The sequence below is a fragment of the Chitinophagaceae bacterium genome (genome assembly GCA_016699815.1).
Lineage (GTDB): Bacteria > Bacteroidota > Bacteroidia > Chitinophagales > Chitinophagaceae > Ferruginibacter.
In genome coordinates, this window is sequence record CP065012.1 from 1,641,090 (window position 1) to 1,661,570 (window position 20,481).

The following is a 20,481-nucleotide window of genomic DNA, read 5'->3' on the forward strand; positions in this document are numbered from 1 at the left end:
ATTCAAAATGGTTACGGCTTGTACTGTTTAGAGCTATTGGAGTTTTAAAACGAATGAGCAACTTTATAGCTTAGTAAATTCCAGCTTGTCGTCCTGTGCCGGGTTATCGTCTTTCAGTTTTATTGAAGTGCTGTTTTTTTCTACAATTAACCAGTCGTCGTTGAGGTCTTCAAAAACCGGTGTGGTGCCAAAGCTTATAATAGCTGTAAAAACTGTTGCTAATATCAAAAGTTTTTTCATTTGTTAAGTTTTATTGTTTTCCATTGCCACAACTTGTCCCGATATAATGTTGGGATGAAATTCGCCCATGAACATTCTCATTTTTAATACACATCTGCTTTAAGGCCAAGGTCGGCATCGGCCCCACCAATTCCGCTGCAAATTCCTTTAAGGTTTATAGGGTTACCGGTTTTAACTAAATCGTTGAGTTCTTCCAAAGTGGTATAAATGCTGGCATCGCCAGAAGCGGTACGTAATAATACAACCTGCTCGTTTTGCTGGTTTAAACTTACCTCTTTTACTATGCCTTTTACCTGCACTATTTTGCCAGTATATTTTTTGTTTGCAGCAATGCTATCTTTTTTAAATGCAGTATATAAAAATGCTGCCGCTACATGAATTGCCCTGGCCTTTTTTACATTTATGGGGCCTTTGTTGTACATATATAAACCCAAAGCGACTGCTGCAATAATGAGCAAAGTAAGGCTAAGCCAAATTATTTTTTTTTATTGCTTTTCATACAATAAAAATAGTAGTAGCTATTTGCCACAAAAAAATAAGGTTACCGAACCGGGAAAAATAATAGCTGAACTGGGAATGGCTATTCGTTATTTACATAATGAACCACGGGAATGCGGTTGCTGATGCTTTTGCCCAGAGTTATTTCATCGGCATATTCCAGCTCACCGCCAAAAGCTATGCCCCGGGCAATGGTAGTAATTTTTACGGAACAGCCGTTGAGTTTTTTGGTAATATAATAAATGGTAGTATCGCCTTGTATATTGGGGTTTAAGGCAAAAATAAGCTCCTGTGTATTTTCTTTACTCAGCCGTTCTATCAGCGGGTCAATGGTAAGTTGATGCGGCCCAATTCCATCCAACGGAGAAATAATGCCCCCCAACACATGATAAAGTCCATTAAACTGCTGGGTGTTTTCAATGGCAATTACATCTCTTATAGTTTCTACTACACATATATGCTGCTGTTGCCGCATAGGGTTATTGCAAATAGTGCATAATTCTTTATCGGAAATATTGTGGCAACGTTTACAAAACATTATTTCCTGTCGCATTTTTACAATAGTTTCTCCAAAAATTTTTGCTTCGGCTTCGGGTTGTTTTATTAAATGCAAAGCAAGCCGCAGCGCCGTTTTTTTTCCTATGCCGGGCAATTTGGCAAATTCGTTTACCGCATTTTCCAAAAGTGTAGATGAAAAAGACATAATGCAAGGTAGTAAAAAGTAAGCCTGTTTATTTCTTTTGTTCCAGCAGCGCTTTATACCGGGCTATGGTGTTGTTGGCTTCTATCAACTTCATTTTAAGGTCGTGGATCAATGGCTGGCCTGCTTTTAAAAGTTTTTCGGTTTCTTCATTATCCTTTTGTAAAAGTACAAGGCTTTCATCCATAAAATTTTTATAGTCTGTAGCTTCTTGTGATAACGAGTGCAATTCCGTTTCGGTTAATTTTTTTTGCTGGTAAACCAATTGATTTTCTTTGTTGAGTGTATCTTTTTTTAATTTTTCGCTTTCCAAGTAGCCTTTTGTGCTGCTGAGCTCTTTTTTGATTTTAATAATTTGCATGGTGCGTATAAACCATGCCATTAAAAAGCCGCCTAAAAAAATTCCGGTATATAAAAATGTTGCTGTCAATTTTTGCAGGTATATTTTTTTGCAAATCTATAATTTCCTCGGTATATAAAAAATCCCGGTACAGGCCCGGGATTTTTTTGGCTGTTAATTTTGCCTGTTACTATTGAATTATTTTTATTAATGTGCCGGAAGGTATGCTGGTATTTAATTCTACAGCATTTAAAATAGCATGTTCATTATACCTTGCTGCTGCTACATTAAATGATTTTAAGACTTGTTCAAAACTGGTTGTGGTTTTAACGGTTTTAATGCGCACCCTTTCCGGTTTTTTATTGATTTTAGAAGCATCGGAAAGCTGCTTAAAGCTTTTCATGGATTTTTCAAAAGTAGGTGCAAGCTGGTTAAATGCATTTGGAGAAGTAACGCCTACCATTTGAAAAAGAGATTTGTTATACTGTACAACATATGAAAGGCCCCTTAAGGCAAGGGCCGATGTGCCATCTTGTTGTTGCTGCATTTGGCTAAATACAATTGCATAAGCAGGAAGCCCATTTATGGTTACCTGCGCTGTTTGCTCGGCTGTAAGTTTATTGTTTTGAATAAAAGCATTGGCGGCTTCCTGCAAAGTATTTCCCTGGGCAGAGCCAAGGTAAAATAAAGCAGAACCATCTTTGGGTGCATATTGAACCCTTGTAGGGCTGTTATGGTATTGCCATCCTGTGGGCGGCGTAAATTGAAATTTAATTTCGGGGTGATAAAAAACGCCATCATCCATATATCCGCCACGAGGGTCTTCACCATATACAATGCCATCAATTTTTTGCAGGTAAGAATTCCTGTTTAAAACAGGGTTGGTAATATTGTATTTCTTTTGGTATTCATCTGCAAGTTGCTGCACATGTGTGTTCCTGTTTCCCGGGTCGGGGTGGGTGCTTAAAAATTCAGGCAACTGGCCTGCCGTTTCACCGCTTGACCTTTTTAGTGTAGTAAAAAAGTTGCCCATGGAATGGGCGTTATAACCCAGTTTTGTGCTATAGTCTGCGCCCAGTACATCCGATTGGTTCTCGTCATCTCTCCCAAATTTTAACATCAAAAGGCCAAGCCCTTGTGAAGCGCTTTCTGCAAACCTTGCAAGATTGGGATTAATAACAACACCGGCAATAATACCCAACTGGCCAAGCATGGCATTTCTTTGTTGCTTTACCGAATGGCGGGCCGCAATATGGCCAATTTCGTGGCCTATTACACCTGCCAGTTGTGCCTCATCGTTTAAATAGGCCAAAATTCCCCTGGTTATATAAATAAAGCCACCAGGTACCGCAAATGCATTGATTACATCTGAATCTATTACCCGAAAAGTATAAGGGATATTTGCCCTGTGTGAAACCTTTGCCAGTTTTTGGCCAAGGTTGTTTACATAATGTTGAATGCTGCTATCGGGGTAAACGCCAAACTCCGCCTGTATTTGCGGATCGGCCTCCTGGCCCATTGCAAGCTCCTGCGATTCCGACATTAAAGTGAGCTCCTTTTTGCCGGAAACCGGGTTTCGGGAGCAGGTGGTAAAAACTATAGTGATTAGCGCAAGCAAACTATATTTTAAAATAAATTTCATCTGTTTTTATTTGTTTAAAAAGTTTATAAAGCAACAATAATGCCCGGTTGTATTAATCTAATTTATATTTTATGACGAAATTACAAATTACAGGGTTTAATTTTGAAAGAGAATTACCACTCTTAATTTTTTACATCATACTAAAGGAAAATTACATAGGTTTGCCGCATAAATAAAGACTATGAAGAAAATTTTAGTATTACTTGTATTTACAGCAAGTATTTTTAAAGCAAAAGCTGATGAAGGCATGTGGTTGCCCATGTTGTTGGGCAAGCAAGTATATGCTGATATGGTAAAGAAAGGCCTTAAACTTACCAAAGATCAATTGTATTCTATCAACAAATCATCCATTAAAGATGCCATTATTATATTTGGCGGCGGATGTACAGGCGAAATTGTAAGTAACCAGGGTTTGATTTTTACCAATCACCATTGCGGTTACGATGCAATTGCCCGGGCAAGTAGCGTAGAGCATAATTACTTGCGTGACGGCTTTTATGCATTCAATAAAGACCAGGAAATCGAAAGTGAACTTACGGTTCAGTTTTTGGAAAAAATTGTAGATGTAACTACAGAAGTAGAAGCCGGGGTAAAAGGCTTAAACTGGGAAGAGCGTTCCAAAAAAATTAATGATGTAATGAAGGCCATAACGGATAAGCTGGCCGATAAAGAAAATGGAATTTCAGCAAGAATTTACAGCATGTTTAAAGGCAACCAGTATATCATGTATGTATATAAAACATACAGGGATATAAGGCTGGTGGGTGCGCCACCGGAAAGTGTGGGTAAATTTGGCGGAGATACAGATAATTGGGAATGGCCACGCCATACCGGCGACTTTTCCATTTTTCGTGTATATACTGCAAAAGACGGGAAACCTACCGAATACAGCAAAGACAATGTTCCCTTAAAGCCTAAATATTTTTTACCGGTAAGTTTAAAAGGGGTTAAAGATGGCGACTTTGCCATGATATACGGTTATCCCGGAGGTACCAACCGTTACGAAACCAGCTATGGCATTAAACTAAAAAACGAAATTGAGAACCCCACTTTAGTGGAGCTTAGGGCCATTCGTTTAAAGTATATGCATGAGCAAATGATTAAAGACCCAGCAGTAAAATTAAAATTGGCCAGCAGCTATGCAGGCATTGCTAATTACTGGAAGTTTTTTGATGGCGAAACAAAGCAGTTAAAAAAATTTCACACCTATGAGCAAAAGCAAGCTTATGAAAATAATTTTCAAAAATGGGCAAATGGTAAACCAGCGTATGAAAATATATTCAGTGATTATGCAAAAAATTATGCAGCATGGGAGCCTTACAGCAAATTGCGCCAATTTTTAAATGAAGGTATTGCCGGCTCGCCGCTGGTAGCATTTGCGGCATCTTCTCTCATGGGTCTCGAAAGGGCCCTTGTAAAAACCGGCGCTTTGCCTGAGGATATTAAGAAAGCTGCGGAAGCGGCTAATGCAAGGAGAACCACCTGGCTGGAAGATGAAGATAAACCCAGTGATGAAAAAATACTGGCTGCTGTAACCCAAATGTTTTATAACGAAATTGATAAAAGCCAGCACCCGGTTGGGTTTTACGAAGGCCTTAAAAACAGTTACGGTCCTTTGGACGATGATGCCACTTATAAAAAATGGGCAAAATACGTTTTTGCCAACACTATGATTTTTGATAGTGTAAAATGGAATGCCTTTATTGCAAATCCCGATGCCAATGTTTTACAGGCCGATCCTGCATTTAGTTTTGCATCGGCATTTGTAAAAAATTACACAGGTAAATACTCCACATTATATTCTGCGTTTGTAAGTAAAAATAATGAACTGGGGCAGGCCTATATGAAAGGCATTATGGAAATGAACCCTACAGCCGCTGCTAAAATGTACCCTGATGCAAATTTTAGCATGAGGGTAAGTTATGGCAATGTAAAAAGCTATAGCCCAAGAGATGCGGTGAAATACGATTATGTAACAACCAGCCGTGGCGTTTTGGAAAAATATATTCCCGGCGATTATGAATTTGACCTGCCTAAAAAAGAAATTGAATTGTTTAAAAATAAGGATTTTGGGCAGTATATTGACAAAAAACGCAACGACCTTGTAATTGGTTTTATTACTACCAACGATATTACAGGAGGAAACAGCGGCAGCCCGGTAATGGATGCTTATGGCAACCTTATTGGCCTTGCTTTTGACGGCAACTACGAGGCATTAAGCCACAAAATTGCATTTGACAAAGACCTTAATCGTACCATAAATGTAGATATCCGCTATGTTTTATGGTGCATAGATAAACTGGGAGGAGCCAAAAATATTATCAACGAACTGAAGTTGGTTCGCTAAAATACATAGATTAAATATTTATAAAAAAATCCGGTGAAATATTTCTACCGGATTTTTTTGTAACAATGATTTTATGGAATTTTTTTTTAAAATGGAGCAATATAACATTAAAGAATAATAGTGTCATCTGTACAAACAAAACTTTTAAGAAATATTATTGTTGTTTAGATTTTTCTCTCAAAAAATTAATTACTTAATAAAAATAATACAACTAAAGCAGGAGCAATTTTTGTTTGCCAAAATAATAAACTCCAGCTTGATACTCTAATTTCCAGTTTTTGTGATAAATTAAGGTGCAATCCCTGCAGTTTAAATTAATAAAGAGGAGCTACTTGTATTTTAAATAGTTTTTTATTTTTCTTTTTCTACAATTTCAAATTGCCGGGTTACAGTTATACCATTTTCATCTACAAGCGTAATAGTATGTTTGCCAACAGGTGGGTTTATTGCAACCTGGTGAAAAAGTTGAGTCGTAACAATAAACTCATCATCCAGGCTCCAAAAAATTTTCGCATTGCTCCTTCTGTGTGTTGCAGAAAATATTGTTTTTCCTCTTTGCCCGTTTATTTCAAGCGGCACATAAATTTTAGCGTTGGGTAATGGATAAATAATATCAATAGTTTTTCCGGCATCGCTAAAAGCGCAACCCGGTTTAAAAGCAGGCAAAGGGATGTAGTCGGCATTTTTTTGTTTATAATAATATTCCATTGCCGGTGTAAGCACAAACCAGCTTTTGTGTTGCATGGCAGATGGGCTTTCACACTCGGCGGTAACCCTGTAGAGTCCGGAAGCATCTAAATTTACCATACGATGATAAGGGCATAAAGGCGATTTACTTCCATTTTCAGAAACAAATAACGTATCTACATCATTACAATCGAGGTTTGCTTTAAAGCCGCTTTGCCGGCACACAGGCACAAAACTAAAATTGTAAACCGGTTTTTTGAACCAACCGCCATGTGGCAGCAAGCGAAAAATATCAAACATTACCGGCGCTGCTGTTTTGATGCCAATTAAATCGGGTCGGCCTTCGCCATCGGCATTACCACACCATACCGCTACTACATATTTTGGGGTAACGCCAACGGCCCATCCATCCCTAAACCCGAAACTGGTTCCGGTTTTCCAGGCTATGGTTTGCGAGGATGAAAATTGCTGCCATAACCCTTCTTCACCTGGCCGCATTACTTCTTTCATGGCCTGGAAGGTAAAATAAAGAGACGTTGCATCTAAGGCTACATTTTGAACTATACTTTTGTTGGGCGATTTTTTTTGAAGATAATTTGGTGCATGAAAATCACTGTTGTTTATCTTGCCTTTATTTAAAGTTTGATGATTTAAAGTTCTTGCCATTGAAGCATAAACTCCGGCAAGATCCCATAATGTTACTTCGCATCCTCCAAGCACAAGGCTTAAGCCATAATTACCTGCCGGCCTGTTTAATGTTGTAATGCCGCAAGATTTTAGTACTTCATAAAATCGCTGGTATTTATATTGCTGCAACATTTTTAATGCCGGTATGTTTAGGCTGCGTGCAAGTGCGTTGTGAGCAGGTACGGCACCATCATAGCCCAGGTCGAAATTTTTGGGTGCATAATTTCCAATTTGCATGGGCACATCCGGCACTAATGTACCGGGTAAAATTAAACCTTCGCTTAGCATGGCTGCATACAGTATAGGTTTTAATGCACTCCCCGGGCTTCTTGGCGCTGCAATTACATCTACATCACTTTCCATTTCGGGGTTTAATCTTTCAGAAATATTACCTACATAAGCCAGTGCATTTCCTGTTTCCACATCAAGCACCAGGGCACAGGCATTATTAATGCCATTGCCTTTGAGTATTGCCTGCTGTTGCCTTAGTATTGCAGCTACGTTTTTTTGAAGCGCAATGCTTATAGTAGTCTTAGCTTTTGTAAGCGTAATGCTTTTTTTGTTTTCGTTTAAAAACCGCTGAAACAAATGCGTAGCATTTTGCGGCAGGGACAAGGGCACGCCGGGTAATGGCTCTAATTTTGCCAGTTCGCAATCGGTTGTACTCATTTTATTCGCCTGCTGTAATTTATCTAATAGATAATTTCTTTTTCTTAATAATACTTCCCTGTTTTTTCCGGGATGCACTAAAGATGGTGCATTGGGCAAAACAGCTAATGTTGCCATTTGCCCCCAGCTGAGCTTTTCGGGGCTTGTACCAAAGTATCTCCAGGCTGCGGCATCTAGGCCTACAACATTGCCGCCAAATGGGGCATTACATGCATATAAGGCAAGGATATATTTTTTGGAATAACGGCACTCCAGCCTTACGGCAAGTATACTTTCCTTAAGCTTGTTCCATAAATTACGTTTGTTGTTTTTTTGTGCAAGGCGAAGTACCTGCATGCTTATTGTACTTCCGCCCTGGGGGACGCCTTTATTGCGCATATTTTTAATAAATGCCCTTGTAAATGCTATAGGATCCACACCGGGATGATAATAAAACCTTTTGTCTTCAAATTCTGTTATGCAATCTGAAAACTTTTTTGGGACTTTTTCATTAAAAGGAAACCGCCATTGTCCGTCTTTCGCAATGGTTGCATTTAAAAGTACAGCGTCTTTGTCTTCCAGCACATAGCAGGTGGGTGTATTAAACAAAGTTTTGGGCAATGAAAAGTAAAACCATATCAACAGTGCTGCTAGTACCAGTAAAATAATCTTGGTTTTGGGTTTGAGGGAATTTATTTTGAATAATATGACGGGAAAGAAATTTTTCAAAACAGGGCTTTTAATTTAAAGGGCTTTGTGCCGTAGGTACAAAACATTTTTAGTAATTCAATAAATATGAGATTGAGTCCCGTAGGGACGATGGATTCCTTATTCAATTTCTTTAAAAATATAATTTTCGTCATATTCAATTTCAAAGGCTTTTAAAAATTCTTTATATTCATCTGAAAATTTTTTTCTCCTGTGATGTTCTTCCTGGTTTTTTACATATTCAATTAACTTTGGTAATGCAGATTTGCTGTAGGAAAATGCAGCATACCCTTCCTGCCATTGAAATTTTCCTTTGACCAATTTGTTATCATTGATCCATTTTGAAGAACTGCCCTTTATGTCTTGAAGCAAATCGGAGATGGACTGTGTTGGACGCATGCCAATTACAATATGCATATGGTCGGGCATTCCGTTAACAATAAGCATTTTGTGTTTGTTTTTTTGTATAATGCCTGTTATATATTGATATAGCCTGTCTTGCCATTCTTTTTGTATTAATGACATCCTGTTTTGAACAGCAAAAATAAATTGCAAATGAATCTGCGTGTATGTATTTGCCATATTGATGTTTTTTTTTCTACCCATGTTATGTCCCTACGGGACACGATTGTTGTTTTTATTTATCTATCTACCTATGTATTGTCCCTACGGGACACGATTGTTTTTTGCTTCAAAAAGATTCAATAGTACAAGAGTGCGACGCAACGATGTTGAATACTATTGCTACTGCCGGTATCAAAAAAAATACCCTGCTTAGAAATGAAGCAGCTTAAAAATTTCATTTACTGGTTCACTACTTCTACCCATTTTCCATTCACTCCTGCAGAAATATTATTATCATACATGGCGGCCGCATAAGTACCCGGCATAAAATACCTGCCCAGGTAAGCGGCGTTTAGTTGCACATAATAAGTAACCGCTTCTCCTTCTTTTAAATCAAAATACGTATAAACCCTGTCGTCCCTTATATCCTGGTAAGTGAAATATGAAGATTTAAATTCTCCTTCTCCGCCTGTCATTCTTGCATTGAGTATTTCCCATCCGCTGGGGAATATCTGGTTTAGCGCTATGTTCTCATAATGGCCACGCTTTCCGGGGTTTGTAATAGTTACCTTTGCAATAAAATCGGTTCCCTGCAATATTTTATTAACTTCAAGTGCAGTACCATTTTGATTTAAAAAATTAATATTCATCCCAAGCAACGATGGATTGTTGTTGATTTTTAAGCTGTCACCGCTTAAAGGCTGGCCCTGAGTGATGAGGCGGATATATAAAGTATTGTTGCCGCCATTGCTTATTGAAATATTGTTGTTACCATTTTGCACATTTACCGGTACTTGTTGGATATATGCATTGGAGTTTATATTTATGGCTTTTCCGTTTACAATGGTTTTTGCTATAATTTTTGCTCCTGAAGGATTTTTGCCGCAATACCTGGCAATAGCTATTAAAGAATAGGCGGTGGTTTGAGTACTGTACCAATTCTCCTGTGCTAATTTTTCTGCAACGGTATTGAGTACTTGCGATGCCTGTTGCCTTCTTCCAAGTAGCGTTAATGTTTCGAGTACCATTGCCTGGTCCCTTAATTCGGAGCCAAAAGTGAAACCGGGCTTATTCCTAACATCAAATGAAACAGGTAAATTGCTGATGAGGTTTAAGGCAATATTTTGCTGCCCGGAAAGTTGGTAGGCAGCAGCTAATCTCCATTTTGCTTCGGAAGATAAATATTTAAATTCTTTCAAACGGTTCATGGCGCCTAGTTCGGGGGATTTGGCTAAAGCAAGGGTAAACAAACGGTAAGCCTGGTCCAGATCTGAACCATAATAATTTTCACCGGTAACGCTCCAACTGTTTGCTTTTCCTTTTTGAAAATTTTTCCATTGCTGTAGCATGTAATCGCTTACAAAATATCCGTTGGCCTGGGCTTCTAATAAAAAATGTCCGGCATAATTGCTGCCCCATGCATCGCTCTCCGAAAGCCCTGGCCAGTAGCTAAAGCCACCATCGGGCCTTTGAAAGTTTTGTAATTTTACAATACCTGCTTTAATGTTTTTTTCAATGCTTGCTTTTTTATTATTGTCGAGTTCTGTTAATTGGTTTAAAACCAGTTGCGGAAAAATAGCCGAAGTAGTTTGCTCAATACATCCATGCGGATATTGAATGAGAAACTCCAACCTTTTTTGTAAGTTCATTGATGGGATGCTGGAAATTTCCAATACCGAGGTACTTGTATTTGGTGAGCCAATGGCCGATGCGGTTGCATTCCATTCTTTACCGGGTTCAAGCGAGTATGGCGTTACATTGGTAATATACGGATTGGCGTTACGTATATTCAATTCTACTTCATAAGTTGCTTTTTCATTGCCGCTGGATGCCAATATTTTTACTTTTCCTATGCCTGTATTTTCTTTTACCCTTACATCAAAAAAGGTCATTTGTTCGCCCGGTTGTGTAAAGTTTATATTTTGAGTACTACTGCCTGCTATTTCAAAATAAGGATTGGATTGTAAAGAGATAGCTACATTTTTAATATTATTTTCCATTGCAAAAACAGTAACTGGCAATTTTATGCTTTCTCCCGGGCCAAGCACTCTGGGCATAGTAGCTAATAGCATCAAAGGCTTTTTTACCGTAATATTTTTTTCGGTAGCGCCATAGCTGCCGTTGTTTGCTGCTATTACCATTGCCCTTACCGAGCCTATGTATGCTGGTAATTTAAATTGCTGAGTTTGTTTTTGGCCTTTGCCAAGATGAAAAGGGCCAAAATAAGCTACCACCGGTTTAAAGCGGTTGGCCGATTTTTGTTTTACAGGTCCTGCATCTGCATCGCCACCAATGGTAAGTATTCTTTCTAATCCACCGCCCCATGCGCCTATTACATAATCATACATGTCAAAACTTTTTACACCCAGCGCTTCTCTAGCATAAAATGCATCGTGTGGGTTTGGGGTTTTAAACCGGGTTAAATCAAGCAGTCCTTCATCAACAATAGCTACGCAGTAACTCATTTCATTACCATTTTTTTCACTTACGGTAAAGTTTGCAAGCTGCTCCGGCCTAATGGTTGTAGCAATATCCAGTACCGGTTGTAAAAGGCTGTTTTTATTTTCTACAAAAATGGGGATGCTTCCATACATACGAATGGGAAGATCGTTAACCGTTTGCGAATGAGGCTGCAAAAGGCTTACAGTGGCATAAATATTAGGCGCCATTTCGGGTTCGGCTTTAAACTTCACTAAGGTTTGCCCCTGGCTGGTTTCCTGCCAAAATGTTTTAATTACTTTACTACCGTTTTCGAGGCTTACTAATATTTTGCCTCCTTTGCTGCCTGGAATATTTAAAACCACTTCATCACCAACGTTATACTTCTCTTTATTACAGTTAAAAGAAAGCATGGTAGCTGCTGTTTGGTCTTCGTCGTTACCTCCACGGCTTTGCCAATTAGGCTGGTCAATATAAAAAACTCTGCCTGTAATATGGCCACTTTTTAAATCTTTGGCTAATATTAAATAGCGCCCCCAATCATCAGGCGAAGATTTAAACTGCCATTTTCCTTTTCCGTTTGATAAAGAAACGGTATCGCTTTTTATGAGTTTATTGTATTCGTTTTGGGTAAAGTTGCTCAGGTTTTCCCCGTTATCATCCCACCACCAGCGCCATTGTATGCGATACAGCTGTACTTGTAAAGAAGAATTTCCTGCAACTGCATTTCCCCTGGCATCTACATCAGCAAGCTCTGCTGTATGTGTTTTTCCTGATAATAAATAATTAAAAGGTTTTTCTCCCTGGGGCATTTTTATGCCTGCATAACTGTTATAGGGGCTGTAATTAATTGCAACATTGTCAATACTAAAAGCACCACCTGGTTCAAAAACTTTTATGAGCATGTTGGCCGTAAGCATTCCCGGAGCTGTTTCTTCTGTTTCAAATTTTGGGTTTAAAGTAGCATATCCTTCTTCATTTAAGGTGCCTTCAAAAATTGTTTTTGTTTGTGTGCTGTAATCCGTAGCAGGGTTATCAAATATATAACCTGCAAATTTTGCAAAGCTGGTAGGTTTTGCAATTAAAGAGGCATCAATTTTTGTTTTTAAATTTTTTGCCGTTGCACCAAACAACCATTTAGCATTTATCTTTCCCGATGTTGTTCCACCTGTGCCCAGCAATGGGTCTTTACCAAAGTCAACATTTATTTTTAGCCTGTTAGGCATTACGGTTTCTATTTTTATTTTTTTTTCAAAAACAGCGCCGCCACATTTTACCTTTGCCAGCCAGTTGCCGGTAGGCGATGAGGGTTCTGTAAATGTTTTAAAAAGATAAAAGCCACCTGTTGCATTGCTTTGTACTGCCTGTTTATAGAGCTGGCCTTGTGGTGTGTATAAACTCATTTCTACAGGATGGTCTTTTGGGAGCTTGCCTGTTTTATCTTCAATAATACAGTTGAGATACAAAGTATCTCCTGGCCGCCACACACCCCGTTCGCCAAAAATAAAACCCTTGATCCCATTTTTTACTTCTTCTCCACCTACATCAAACCTGCTCAAAGCCAAAGAATTTCCATCATCTAATTTCAGGTATCCTCTTTCATTTCCTTTTTTTGCAATAAGTAAATAGGGTTTTCTTTTTATTTCAATACCGGCAAAACCATCGTTGCTGCTTTTGCCTTTGCTGATAATGGTTTGCTGATAGTCCAATACTTCCAAATCAATTCCGCTTAATGGCTCTGTGGTTAAAATACTGCTTACTGCAACCATCAGTTGATTGTCATTTCCCCGTTTTGCCGTTAAACCAATATTGCTTGCTAAAATATTTCTAGTGGCCCAGCGGTCTTTGCTGTAGTAAGATTTACTGTTTGGGTCATCCCTTCTTTCCCAATTGTAGCCGTAAGGATAGTAAGTGTCGTATCTCTTCCAAAAATCATTATCATCATCTACTCCTGAACTGTTTTCGTCATCGTAATAGCCGTAATATTCTTCGTCTTCATTATTATTTTTTTGAGAAGTATCTACTTTGGAATACAGGCTGTACTCCGGCCTGAAGCCAATGGTAACCCGGTAAATTGCGCCAGGCTCTGTTTTTAAAAATTTATCTATATCCAGCGTAAAACGCTGTTTTTTATGGAGGTCAAGGCTGTTGTCGTTATCGAGCCTTAATGTTTTTTCTACTACTGGTCTTGCTACCCTTCTGAGGGAGTTGTTTCCGTCGAGTGTGTTATCCTGTAAAAAGCGAGGTACATTATTTTCATAAACTTTAATGATGCTTATATCAACAGCGCTGAGGTTAATGGCTTCAAATGGCAGTACTAACCTCCCTGCATTGGGCAAAATATTTCCTTTACCAAAAATTTTTACTGAAGGAAGTTTATTTTCAAAGTTAATATTGGAGGCAAATTCCAAATCCAAAATATTTCCCCAGCTATTTCTTATTCCGCTATTGATGTTTACGGTATAATTTCCATCGAGGTTGCCGTTGGCATACACTTTTACTTCGCTGCCATCAATGGTATAGGAAAGGTTGCTGTTATTGCTTATGGAAATGAGGCCGTTTAAATCCTGGCCAATGGCAATTGGGTCGCTAAACTGTACCGATGCGTATTGCTGTGCATCATTCATGGCCACTACATTCAATACTTTAAAATCTCCACTTGCAGGAACAGCAATATCTTTTTCGCCGGTTATTTTTGACATAAGCGCTTTTCCGCTCCAGTTTATTTTTACATTGCCAGTAGTGGACTTCCTTTCTATACCTTCTACAGTAAATAAATGCATTTTTGAAGCATCGTTGTGCTGCCATTTTACAGCTAATGCTTTATTGTTTTGGATTGCGCTAAGCAATTGTTCTACGGCTTTGTTGTCTTCCCTATCTGCAGTTTCCAGTTGGCCGGATAAATACATTTTATTTTTTGCAGCTGTGCTTTTTAATGAAAGGTCACTTATAGCAAATGAAGGCTCAACTGTTTTTATTGAAAATTTAAATTCTTTAAGTTTGCTTTCGCTTACCTGTGTAACTTTTCCCAGTTTAAAATTTACTTCATAAAGTTTATTGGGTTCCAAATTTTTTTCGGGTTTAAATTCAAGTGTAGTTGCATCGAGCCAAACGGCTCTACCTTTTACGGCCGGGGACAAGCTAATAAGCGGCTCTTTTACTTCTTCACCAATGCTATGTGTTGCATTTGCAGCATGGGCAAGCTGTATACGAATAGGAGATGTTTTGGAAATAATGCCAGTGGTATATGCATCCACATAGTGGCTAAAGGCAGGGTCCACATCAATCCATTTTTCTTTTTGCTTGCAGGAAAAAAGTAGCAGGCTTAGTGAACTAATAAAGAGCAGGCGCAATAAATTAGTACTGCGCTTTTTGGGGCAATTGGGTGCAAGGGCTTGCATGGTAAAAGTTGATTTGAATTGTTCAGCAAAACCAGGCCGGCCTTGCTGTGTTTTTGACGATATAAATGTTGTACAATTTTTCATAATACAAGAAATTTAGTAAAATAAATTTTTGTTAAAGGCCCTGTTTTAAATAAAGAGAAGTCTCCTTAATAGGAGGAATTGCCCCCGGGGAAAAGATTACCAACAAAAGTAAGAAAGTAAGTACAGCCTAATACCCAAAAAAGTAAACCGGAACTGGCCGTTTTAGATGGCAAGTGGGCTGAAAGTAGAAACTAAATAGCTTCAACTGTTTTCCCCGGTAGAAGATGTTATAGTACAATTGGGCAATGGAATAATTGATCAGTTTTGTTTTCCATTTTGTCAATTTCAGGTTATTTGTAAATAGCTACCGGTTTTATATTCCAGGAAAATTTGCAACTTATTTAAAGGTAGATTCCTAAATCAATCAATTTATATTTTATTACTTTTTGCATCGGAATGTAAAGAACTTACTGATAATTACAACAAATAAAGAAAATTATATTTCTCACTGTCGTATCATTTTAAAAAACATCCCTAATTCAGGGTACATTTTGCTGTATAAAATAATATAATTTAGATTATTTATTTAAATATTTTCTTATATTGCAGTATGTTAAAAATATTTAGTATGAATAACATTAAATACACAGGAACAAATATTGCAGCTGCGGCATTAATATTATTTTACTTTTTTCCCTGGGTTAATGCCATTGCAATATCAATGTCGGGTTTTTCATTAACTACTAATGGGCTTTCGCCGGGCATAATGGCCTATTTTATTACGGGTTTAAACCGTTTATTTATGATACTTGCTTTATTGGTACCCTTAAGTGGTGCTATTATATTGTACCAAAATATAACGGGCAATATGAAGTTTAGTAAATTTTATAAGCCTGCTCATTTTGTCCCGTTTGTATATCTTATTGTAGGGCTCGTAGGGCTTTATTTTAAAATGAAACCGGAGGTGCCCAAAATGTCTGCCCAGGAGAGCGCCCTTTTTCAGGAAATGTCAAAAAACATAAAGGATATGACCCCTGGTGCTTTTGATGTTTTGAGCTATGGTTTTTATCTTTCTGTTATTGCAGCTATATATTTACTGCTGGTAAATTTGGGTAAAATAAAAGATAAAGAATATTATAAACCTGCAGAAGCTACTAAGAGCCAGCCTCCAACGGAAAACAGCAATAACCCTTAGAATATTTATTTTGCCGCCGCCTGGCCTTTGGCATTGTATATACTTCAGTTTTTTACTAAAATAGATACTTATATACAAAGCCAATATTTTTTTTAATGCGCATTGAGCATTGTAATTTTATTTAAAAAATAGACACATACAATATCCTGTTGGCCGTAAGCCAGGCTGGGTTTTGTAACTTTATTTCTATGGCGGAGAAATGTGCCCATCACAGGGCTTCCCAAATGGAATAGGGTAACTGGGGGATACGGTTTAATTTAATATTGATCTCTGCTTCCTTACAAAATAAATATAGTAATTAGTGTTATCACTAATTACTATATCATTCCCTTATTTGTATATCCTTTACTATTGCATTTGAATAATTAGCTTCTGATGAAGAATTCCACTTGAACTGGAAATAAAAATTTTTCTTCTTTGGAACAGCTAAAGAAAATGGTAAGAAGAAAAGCCAGCGAAATTAAAGGGATAGTCTTACGGAACTTAAAAAATGGTTATTTTTTTGGGTTTTTATAGAAAAATTTTTCTGGCAAATGGGCCACTTTGTTTATAAACTAAATAGGGTTGCTACTCAATTTTGTCTCAAGGTAAACAACATATTTACTTATGAACGTATACGTTGATAAAAATTTTAAACCTTATGATTAGCATTGGGTATGCCCATTTCAAAGTCAGAAAAGTTATCCTAAAAGAATTGTATCTTTTAAAGTTGTGCGAAGGATTAGAAATATCCTTATGCAGTTTACTAAAAGAGTAAGATGAAAACTAAAACCTATAAATCAGCATATTTTACAGCCTTCCGTCTTTAATGCTATCTACAACTGTTGGGTCGAGCAGGGTTGATGTATCGCCAAGGTTGGCAATTTCGCCTTCGGCAATTTTCCTCAAAATGCGCCGCATTATTTTACCGCTCCTGGTTTTGGGAAGCCCGCTTACAAATTGTATTTTATCTGGTTTTGCAATGGGCCCAATTACCCTGGATACGGTTTGTAAAATATCGGCACGGGTTAAATTTTCATCATTATGTGTTGAAGACTGGTAAATAACAAAGGCATAAATTCCCTGGCCTTTAATATTATGAGGGTAACCCACTACGGCGCTTTCTACCACGCCGGAGTGCATATTAATGGCATTTTCTACTTCGGCTGTGCCAATGCGGTGGCCGCTTACGTTGAGTACATCATCTACCCGGCCGGTAATCCTATACAGCCCGTTTTCGTCCCTCAAGGCGCCATCGCCGGTAAAATAATAATTGGGATAAGTAGAAAAATAATTGAGTCTGCAGCGTTCATGGTCGCCATAGGTTGTGCGTAAAATAGAAGGCCATGGCGCTTTTATGCAAAGGTTGCCGCTTACATTATTGCCTGTAATTTCCACTCCGTTTTCATCTACCAGCACGGGTTGTATGCCCGGCAAAGGAAGGGTTGCGTAAGTGGGTTTGCTATCGGTAACGCCGGCAATATTGCTTATCATAATGCAACCGGTTTCTGTTTGCCACCAGGTATCTACTATGGGGCAGCGCTTTTTCCCTATGTTTTCGTTGTACCAATGCCATGCTTCTTCGTTAATAGGTTCGCCTACGGTGCCTAAAACTTTTAATGTAGATAAATCTTTTCCTTTTACAGGGTCTAAGCCAAAACCCATAAGGCTGCGTATGGCTGTGGGTGCGGTGTATAAAATATTTACTTTGTGTTTATCAATAATTTCCCAAAACCTGCCAGCATTGGGCCAGGTAGGAATACCTTCAAACATTACCGATGTAGCTCCGGCACATAAAGGGCCATACACAATATAACTATGGCCGGTTATCCAGCCAATATCTGCCGTGCAAAAATGTATATCGCCGGGCTGGTATTGAAATACGTTTACAAAACTGTAAGCAGAAAAAACCATGTAGCCGCCGCTGGTATGCACTACGCCTTTGGGTTTTCCGGTGCTGCCTGATGTATAAAGGATAAATAGTGGATCTTCTGCATCCATTTCTTCGGCGGGTAAATGGCCATTGTGGGCTTCCAGCATTTCTTCGGCACGGTCCATTTCATCTTCCCACCATACATCCCGGCCTTTTATCATGCTTATGGGTGTTCTTGTTCGGGTATAAACAATTACTTTTTTTACCTGCCGGCTTCCAATTAATGCATCATCAATTACACTTTTTAATGGAATATCTTTATTTCCCCGGTAAGCGCCATCGCAGGTAATTATAAATTCGGCATTGGCATCCTGCAACCTGTCGGAAATACTTTGTGCGCTAAAACCGCCAAAAATTACGGAGTGAATGGCGCCAATTCTTGCACATCCTAAAACGGCATAAGCCAGTTCGGGAACCATGCCCATGTAAATACAAACCCTGTCGCCTTTTTTTACGCCATTATTGAGTAATACCTGCGCAAACTGGCAAACCCTTTTGTGCAACCGGTTGTAGGTAACTACCCTCACCCTTTCTTCCGGGTTGTTGGGTTCCCAAATTATTGCAGGTTTGTCGCCCATTTTTTCCAAATGCCGGTCTATACAGTTTTCGGTAATATTAAGTTTGCCGCCGCTAAACCATTTTATATCGGGCTCCGTAAAATTCCACTCCAGGGTTTTGGCCCAGGGCTTGCGCCACAAAAAAGTATTAGCTATATCGTTCCAGAAAGATTCGGGATTCTCTATACTTTTTTTATACGCTGCTTCGTAATCGGCCCTGGTTTTAATTTGAAAAGAATTTGGCATGGCAATAATGGTTGAAAGATTAAATGTATAATCGTCTTATTAAACAACAATAAGCTATTTATTTATTAAATTCTCTTAATGAAAAATGCATTTACTGCAATTTATTAACGATTGTTGAAAAACTAATTTTTAATTTTGTGTACTTTACTGCAAGTTGCAGTTGTAAAGAGAAGATAATACATGAAATACACCCAGGCTACATTAGATAAAATAGAAAATATAATTGAAGAGAGTGGTTATATCATCCGCTACGAAAGGGGAAATTTTCAAAGCGGCTACTGTATTTTGCAGGCTAAGAAAGTAGTGGTACTCAACAAATTTTTTCAAACCGAAGGAAGGATAAATACCTTAATTGACCTCTTGCCCGAGCTGCACATTAATTTTGATGCACTCACCTACGAAAGCCAGCAGTTGTATGGGGAATTGTTGCATTTTGAAAAGGAAACCCACTAATTGCTAAATTGCTTCTGCAAATTATTAAAATTATTTTCTACAAGTGGTCATTTTACCGGGCTCTTTAAAAAAATAAAAGGCAGGTGTATTGTAGCAGATCATAGCTGTAAAACCCTATTTATTTTTTCCATTTTTTTATAAAAAAGAAAATTACCAGGGCAAAGCCAATGCCCGATATCAGGTAATAAACAATATTGGATACTGCAGCTTTGCCTTCAAAAAAAGCGTATCCTTTATACAGGCCATAATAAAGATTGGGCATCATCCAAAGCAATAATAAAGCAACGCTATTGGCAATTTTTAGAAAAAAATCTTTGCTGTCCAGCTCTGTGTTCATAGTAAAAAAGTTACACTACAAATATAATTATTCTTTGGCCAATTATATTGATACGATTTTTCTTTGCCCTGTTTTTTTGCAATTATTCTTTTAGCAATAACTTTTTAAAGGCAGAACTGTCCCCATTAAATACATTAAAGTCAACAAAAGCGTCAATACCGTTTACATGGCCGGTTTCGCTATGCTGCCAAAAAGACCATTTACGACCAATCCTGGGTTTGCCATTGGCAAAATAATGTGCAATCCACAGTGGGTATCCATCAAATTGCGGGGAAAGAAAGCGGTTATAAAAATCAACATTTGTATAAATAATGGGTTGCACATTATATTCTTTTTCCACTAATTGCAGCCACTCTTTTACCCGTTGTTGTATCAGTATTTTAGCAACGCCATTATCCTGCTCAATATCTAAAACAGGCGGTAAATCGCCAGGTTGTAATTTTACCCTTTGCAAAAAATTTTTTGCCTGCCGGGCTGGGTTGGTTGTGGCATTAAAAAAATGGTAAGCGCCCTTAGTAATTTTCTGGTTTTGTGCTTTGGCCCAGTTTTTTCCAAAATGTTCATCAATTAAATCGGTACCTTCTGTTGCTTTAATAAATGCAAATCCGATTTTTACGCCGTTGATTTCCATTTTTTTTACTTCCTTCCAGGATATATTTTTTTGGTGATGGCTCACATCTACGCCATGAATACCATAGGCAACGGGCAAATCAATGCCAAATGCCGCATAATGTTTAAAAGATGGCCTGTAGTAATAATTATTAAACATCCAAATTGCGGTAACAACAGATGCCAGTACAATAAGTATAATTAAGACAGTTTTGCCTATCCTGGGTTTCTTTTTTCTTTTTGCCAT

General features: G+C 38.1%; 14 protein-coding genes. 3 read left to right on the top strand and 11 right to left on the bottom strand.

The genetic code is table 11. The annotated features are described in order from the left end of the window. Positions 1-63 precede the first annotated feature (63 nt). The 5 genes from IPO46_07320 to IPO46_07340 all read right to left on the bottom strand — a co-directional run bounded on the left by IPO46_07320 (position 64) and on the right by IPO46_07340 (position 3,411). Entirely contained in the window at positions 64-240 is a 177-nt protein-coding gene (locus IPO46_07320) for a hypothetical protein (protein QQS61955.1), read from the bottom strand. A gap of 83 nt (positions 241-323) precedes the next feature. Continuing rightward, positions 324-698: a hypothetical protein gene (locus tag IPO46_07325; protein QQS61956.1), complete on the bottom strand. Its 375-nt coding sequence runs from the start codon at positions 696-698 to the stop codon at positions 324-326. 122 nt (positions 699-820) lie between these two features. Beyond that, entirely contained in the window at positions 821-1,441 is a 621-nt protein-coding gene (recR, locus tag IPO46_07330) for a recombination protein RecR (protein QQS61957.1), read from the bottom strand. 28 nt (positions 1,442-1,469) lie between these two features. Beyond that, a complete protein-coding gene (locus IPO46_07335; protein ID QQS61958.1) occupies positions 1,470-1,868 on the bottom strand; it encodes a hypothetical protein in 399 nt (132 codons plus the stop codon). 100 nt (positions 1,869-1,968) lie between these two features. Next, positions 1,969-3,411 carry a M48 family metalloprotease gene (locus IPO46_07340; protein ID QQS64346.1) on the bottom strand — a complete coding sequence of 481 codons (1,443 nt, stop codon included), beginning with the start codon at positions 3,409-3,411 and terminating at the stop codon, positions 1,969-1,971. A gap of 190 nt (positions 3,412-3,601) precedes the next feature. Here IPO46_07340 and IPO46_07345 point away from each other — a divergent pair, with 190 nt between their 5' ends. Then, positions 3,602-5,767: a S46 family peptidase gene (locus IPO46_07345; protein ID QQS61959.1), complete on the top strand. Its 2,166-nt coding sequence runs from the start codon at positions 3,602-3,604 to the stop codon at positions 5,765-5,767. Between the two features lie 351 nt (positions 5,768-6,118). On the opposite strand, the gene pbpC is transcribed toward IPO46_07345, so the two are convergent. The 3 genes from pbpC to IPO46_07360 form a co-directional block, all read right to left on the bottom strand. Then, positions 6,119-8,485, bottom strand: a complete 2,367-nt coding sequence (gene pbpC / locus IPO46_07350) for a penicillin-binding protein 1C (GenBank protein ID QQS64347.1) — start codon at positions 8,483-8,485, stop codon at positions 6,119-6,121. A 132-nt stretch (positions 8,486-8,617) separates the two neighbouring features. Further along, on the bottom strand, positions 8,618-9,079 hold the full coding sequence (gene tnpA / locus IPO46_07355; GenBank protein QQS61960.1) for an IS200/IS605 family transposase: 462 nt from the start codon (positions 9,077-9,079) through the stop codon (positions 8,618-8,620). A 221-nt stretch (positions 9,080-9,300) separates the two neighbouring features. Next, on the bottom strand, positions 9,301-14,985 hold the full coding sequence (locus IPO46_07360; protein QQS61961.1) for a hypothetical protein: 5,685 nt from the start codon (positions 14,983-14,985) through the stop codon (positions 9,301-9,303). Between the two features lie 568 nt (positions 14,986-15,553). Here IPO46_07360 and IPO46_07365 point away from each other — a divergent pair. Next, a complete protein-coding gene (locus IPO46_07365; protein QQS61962.1) occupies positions 15,554-16,120 on the top strand; it encodes a hypothetical protein in 567 nt (188 codons plus the stop codon). Positions 16,121-16,909: 789 nt separating this feature from the next. On the opposite strand, the gene acs is transcribed toward IPO46_07365, so the two are convergent. Continuing rightward, on the bottom strand, positions 16,910-18,835 hold the full coding sequence (acs, locus tag IPO46_07370) for an acetate--CoA ligase (protein ID QQS61963.1): 1,926 nt from the start codon (positions 18,833-18,835) through the stop codon (positions 16,910-16,912). A 180-nt stretch (positions 18,836-19,015) separates the two neighbouring features. On the opposite strand from acs, the gene IPO46_07375 reads away from it, so the two are divergent. Then, positions 19,016-19,288 (top strand): hypothetical protein, encoded by a 273-nt coding sequence (locus IPO46_07375; GenBank protein ID QQS61964.1) that lies wholly within the window; start codon positions 19,016-19,018, stop codon positions 19,286-19,288. A 118-nt stretch (positions 19,289-19,406) separates the two neighbouring features. Here IPO46_07375 and IPO46_07380 read toward each other — a convergent pair whose 3' ends face one another. Both IPO46_07380 and IPO46_07385 read right to left on the bottom strand, forming a co-directional pair. Next, positions 19,407-19,625, bottom strand: coding sequence for a hypothetical protein (locus IPO46_07380; protein ID QQS61965.1), 219 nt, complete (start codon positions 19,623-19,625; stop codon positions 19,407-19,409). An 82-nt stretch (positions 19,626-19,707) separates the two neighbouring features. After that, positions 19,708-20,481, bottom strand: coding sequence for a glycoside hydrolase family 25 protein (locus tag IPO46_07385; GenBank protein ID QQS61966.1), 774 nt, complete (start codon positions 20,479-20,481; stop codon positions 19,708-19,710).

Coding starts and splice junctions, on each gene's coding strand:
- IPO46_07320 (QQS61955.1), bottom strand. CDS start 240: ATGAAAAAACTTTTGATATTAGCAACAGTTTTTACAGCTATTATAAGC.
- recR (QQS61957.1), bottom strand. CDS start 1,441: ATGTCTTTTTCATCTACACTTTTGGAAAATGCGGTAAACGAATTTGCC.
- IPO46_07345 (QQS61959.1), top strand. CDS start 3,602: ATGAAGAAAATTTTAGTATTACTTGTATTTACAGCAAGTATTTTTAAA.
- tnpA (QQS61960.1), bottom strand. CDS start 9,079: ATGGCAAATACATACACGCAGATTCATTTGCAATTTATTTTTGCTGTT.
- IPO46_07360 (QQS61961.1), bottom strand. CDS start 14,985: ATGAAAAATTGTACAACATTTATATCGTCAAAAACACAGCAAGGCCGG.
- IPO46_07365 (QQS61962.1), top strand. CDS start 15,554: ATGAATAACATTAAATACACAGGAACAAATATTGCAGCTGCGGCATTA.
- acs (QQS61963.1), bottom strand. CDS start 18,835: ATGCCAAATTCTTTTCAAATTAAAACCAGGGCCGATTACGAAGCAGCG.
- IPO46_07375 (QQS61964.1), top strand. CDS start 19,016: ATGAAATACACCCAGGCTACATTAGATAAAATAGAAAATATAATTGAA.
- IPO46_07380 (QQS61965.1), bottom strand. CDS start 19,625: ATGAACACAGAGCTGGACAGCAAAGATTTTTTTCTAAAAATTGCCAAT.
- IPO46_07385 (QQS61966.1), bottom strand. CDS start 20,481: ATGGCAAAAAGAAAAAAGAAACCCAGGATAGGCAAAACTGTCTTAATT.